Annotated in this window: 4 protein-coding genes; all 4 read right to left on the bottom strand. The window is 65.4% G+C overall.

Annotation, left to right across the window (positions count from 1 at the left end; genetic code table 11):
* Nucleotides 1-769: phosphate ABC transporter ATP-binding protein PstB (gene pstB / locus P3W75_RS10885; RefSeq protein WP_276227391.1), on the bottom strand; the 769-nt coding region annotated here is incomplete at its 3' end.
* Between the two features lie 8 nt (nucleotides 770-777).
* On the bottom strand, nucleotides 778-1,647 hold the full coding sequence (gene pstA / locus P3W75_RS10880) for a phosphate ABC transporter permease PstA (RefSeq protein WP_276227390.1): 870 nt from the start codon (nucleotides 1,645-1,647) through the stop codon (nucleotides 778-780).
* A 1-nt stretch (nucleotide 1,648) separates the two neighbouring features.
* Nucleotides 1,649-2,614 (bottom strand): phosphate ABC transporter permease subunit PstC, encoded by a 966-nt coding sequence (gene pstC / locus P3W75_RS10875; protein ID WP_430765361.1) that lies wholly within the window; start codon nucleotides 2,612-2,614, stop codon nucleotides 1,649-1,651.
* A gap of 96 nt (nucleotides 2,615-2,710) precedes the next feature.
* Entirely contained in the window at nucleotides 2,711-3,727 is a 1,017-nt protein-coding gene (gene pstS, locus P3W75_RS10870) for a phosphate ABC transporter substrate-binding protein PstS (protein ID WP_276227388.1), read from the bottom strand.
* Nucleotides 3,728-3,928: the final 201 nt, after the last annotated feature.

Below are 3,928 nucleotides of genomic sequence, written 5' to 3'. Positions count from 1 at the left end.
AGCGGCCGGTGATGTAGTCCTCGGTCTGCTCCATGGCCGGCTTGGTGAACAGGGTGTCGGTGTCGCCGAACTCGATCAGGTCGCCGAGGAACATGAAGGCGGTGTAGTCCGAGCAACGGGCCGCCTGCTGCATGTTGTGGGTGACGATGACCACGGTGAACTCCTGCTTCAGCTCGGTGATGAGCTGCTCGATGCGCCCGGTGGAGATCGGGTCCAGCGCCGAGGTCGGTTCGTCGAGCAGCAGTACCTGCGGCTTCAGCGCGATGGTGCGGGCGATGCACAGGCGCTGCTGCTGGCCGCCGGAAAGGCCGGTGGCGCTGTTGTTCAGCTTGTCCTTCACCTCGTCCCACAGGGCCGCGCCGCGCAGGGCCTGTTCGACGCGGTCGTCCATCTCGCGACGGTTGACCTTCTCGTGGTGGCGCACGGCGTAGGCGATGTTCTCGTAGATGGTCATCGGGAACGGCACCGGCTTCTGGAACACCATGCCCACCTGGCTGCGCAGACGGTTCATGGAGTAGCCCGGGGCGAGGATGTTCTCGCCGTTGAGCAGCACCTCGCCACGCGCTTCCTGCTTGGGATACAGCGAGTAGATGCGGTTCAGGGTGCGCAGCAGGGTCGACTTGCCGCAACCGGACGGGCCGATGATGGCGGTGATGCACTTCTCCGGGATGTCCATGTTGATGGACTTCAGCGAACGGTGCTCGCCGTAGAAGAATTCCAGGTCGCGAACGCGAATCTTGGTGCGTTCGGCGGTGATCGGGGAGGTCATGGCAGTCATCAGGATGCCCTATTGCGCAAAAGAATGAGACGGGAAGTCAGGCTGAGCAGCAGCACGAACAGGGTCAGTACCAGGGCGCCGGCCCAGGCCAGGGCGTTCCAGTCGCTGAACGGGCTCATGGCGTACTGGAAGACCACCACGGGTACGCTGGCCATGGGTTTGAGCAGGTCGCTGCTCCAGAACTGGTTGCCGAAGGCGGTGAACAGCAGCGGCGCGGTTTCGCCGGTGATGCGTGCCAGGGCCAGCAGGATGCCGGTGATCACCCCGGCGCGCGCGGCGCGCAGGACGATCTGCAGGGTCAGCTTCCATTGCGGCACGCCCAGCGCCAGCGCAGCTTCGCGCATGGTGGTCGGCTGCAGCTGGAGCATCTCGTCGGTGGTCCGCACCACCACCGGGATCACCAGCAGGGCCAGGGCCAGGGCGCCGGCGATGGCGGAGAAGCCCACGCGGTGGTCGGTCAGGTAGTTCAGCGGCAGGATCACGCTGGTGTAGACGAACAGGCCCAGCACGATCGACGGCGCCGACAGCAGGATGTCGTTGATGAAGCGCACCACGGTGCCCATGCGGGTGTGGCGGGCGTACTCGGCCAGCCAGATGCCGGCCATCAGGCCGATCGGGGTGCCGATCAGCAGCGCCAGCGCGCTCATCAGCGCGCTGCCGTAGAAGGCGTTGGCCAGGCCACCCTCGGCCCCCGGCGGCGGGGTCATCTTGGTGAACAGGTCGAGGTTCAGCGCCTCGATGCCGTGGCTGATGGTGGTCAGCAGGATCCACGCCAGCCACATCAGGCCGAACAGGGTCGCGCCGCAGCTGAGCAGCATGGCGGCGCGGTTCTTCAGATCACGGGCGCGATACAGGCTTTCGTTGGCCATCTCACTTGCCCTCCTTCTTGGCGAGGCGCAGCAGCATCAGGCGTGCGGCGGCGAGGACGACGAAGGTGACGACGAAGAGCAGGAAGCCCAGGGCGATCAGCGCGGAACGGTGCAGATCGGTGTAGGCCTCGTTGAACTCGTTGGCGATCACCGAGGCGATGGACGAGCTGGGCATCAGCAGCGAGGCGGAGAAGTGCTGCGAGTTGCCGAGCACGAAGGTCACCGCCATGGTCTCGCCCAGGGCGCGACCGAGGCCGAGGAAGATGCCGCCGACCACCGCCGAGCGGGTGTACGGCAGGACGATGTCCCAGACCACTTCCCAGGTGGTGTTGCCCAGCGCGTAGGCCGATTCCTTCAGGGTGGTCGGCACGCTGTTGAACACTTCGTTCATCACCGAGGTGATGAAGGGGATGATCATGATTGCCAGGACGATGCCGGCGCTGAGCATGCCGATACCCAGCGGCGGGCCCTGGAACAGGCCGCCGATCAGCGGCAGCGCGCCGAGGTAGTCGTTGATCCAGGGCGCGATGTGCTGGGCCATGAACGGGCCGAAGACGAACAGCCCCCACATGCCGTAGATGATCGACGGGATGCCGGCCAGCAGCTCGACGGCCGCGGCCACCGGCATGCGCAGCCACGGCGGCGCCAGCTCGGTGAGGAAGATGGCGATGCCGAAGCTGACCGGTACGGCGATCAGCAGCGCCAGGAAGGAGGTGACCAGGGTCCCGTAGATCGGCACCAGGGCGCCGAAGCGGTTGTTCACCGCGTCCCATTCGGTGCTGGTGAGGAAGTCCAGGCCGAAATGCGAGAAGGCCAGGCTGCCACCCCACAGGGTGGAGCCGGCGACGCCGGCGAGCAGCAGCAGCACCAGCAGCGCGGAGCCGAACATGGCGTGGCGGAACCAGCGGTCGTGGCGCTGGTCGCGCAGGGCGCGGTCTTCGGCTTCGGCGGCTTTCACGTTGGGCATGGCGATGGTCGGGGAGGATTCGGTAGACATCGGTTCATCCAAGCAAGCGAACCGCCGCACGGGTTTTCCGGGCGGCGGTCCTGGTCATTCACCCGATCAGCGGGCGAAGTCCGACTTCCAGTAGCCTTCGATGCGCTTGACCAGGGACTCCGGCAGCGCCACGTAGTCCAGGGCGGAGGCCTGCTGCTGGCCGTTCTCCAGGGACCACTTGAAGAAGTGGAAGGCGGCCTGGGCCTGTTCCGCGTTCTTCGGTTGCTTGTACATGATGATCCAGGTGGTGGCGGTGATCGGCCACGCGTTGTCGCCCGGGGCGTTGGTCATCAGCAGGTTGAAGTCCTTGGCGTTGGCCCAGTCGGCGGTGTCGGCGGCGGCCTGGAAGCTCTTGGCGCTGGGCTGGACGAACTTGCCGGCGGCGTTCTTCAGCGAGGCGTAGGACATCTTGTTCTGCAGGGCGTAGGCGTATTCGACGTAGCCGATCGAGTTCTTGATCTGCTTGACGTAGGCGGAGACGCCTTCGTTGCCCTTGCCGCCCATGCCTACCGGCCAGGGTACGGTGGTGCCGAAGCCGACCTTGTCCTTCCACTCGCTGCTGGCCTTGGCCAGGTAGTTGGTGAAGTTGTAGGAGGTGCCCGAACCGTCGGAACGGCGAACCACGGTGATCTTGGTGGCCGGCAGTTTCAGTTCCGGGTTCAGCGCGACGATGGCCGGGTCGTTCCAGTCGGTGATGCTGCCGAGGAAGATCTTCGCCAGCACTTCACCGTCCAGGTGCAGTTTGCCCGGCTCGACGCCGTCCAGGTTGACCACCGGCACGATGCCGCCGATGACGCTGGGGAACTGGCCCAGGCCGGCCGCTTTCAGGTCGTCGGCGGACAGCGGGGCGTCGGAAGCGCCGAAGTCGACGGTGGCCGCCTTGATCTGGGCGATGCCGCCGCCGGAGCCGATCGACTGGTAGTTGATGCGATTGCTGGACGACTTGCTGTATTCCTGGGACCACTTCGACAGAACCGGGTATACGAAGCTGGAGCCGGCGCCGGTGACATCAGTGGCGTGGGCCAGGCCGGTCAGAGCCATGGAAGCCAGCAGGACGGACAAGCGGGTTTTGCTGAGCAGCATCACGTCAATACCTCAATATGGGAGGAAGACCGGGAACACCCCGGTTGGTTAGAAGACGTGATGATTTAATGCCGCGAATGTGTACGTCTCATGACAGCGAGATGAAATATCCGCGTAATGGCAACTTGCCGACAGCGCGGAGGTCGCGCCGCCGTCGTGACCTCTGTCGACGCCGAGGGGGCGCCCGGCCCTTGCGCCCGG

Origin of the sequence: Pseudomonas citronellolis, from assembly GCF_029335315.1 — a bacterium.
Taxonomy (GTDB): Bacteria; Pseudomonadota; Gammaproteobacteria; order Pseudomonadales; family Pseudomonadaceae; genus Pseudomonas; species Pseudomonas citronellolis_A.
Note: the sequence above shows the minus strand (reverse complement) of the source record. Positions and strands in the feature narration are given on the sequence as shown.

What these genes read in the sequence shown, in the direction of transcription:
- pstC (WP_430765361.1), bottom strand. Translation starts at nt 2,614, where the DNA reads ATGCCCAACGTGAAAGCCGCCGAAGCCGAAGACCGCGCCCTGCGCGAC.
- pstA (WP_276227390.1), bottom strand. Translation starts at nt 1,647, where the DNA reads ATGGCCAACGAAAGCCTGTATCGCGCCCGTGATCTGAAGAACCGCGCC.
- pstS (WP_276227388.1), bottom strand. Translation starts at nt 3,727, where the DNA reads ATGCTGCTCAGCAAAACCCGCTTGTCCGTCCTGCTGGCTTCCATGGCT.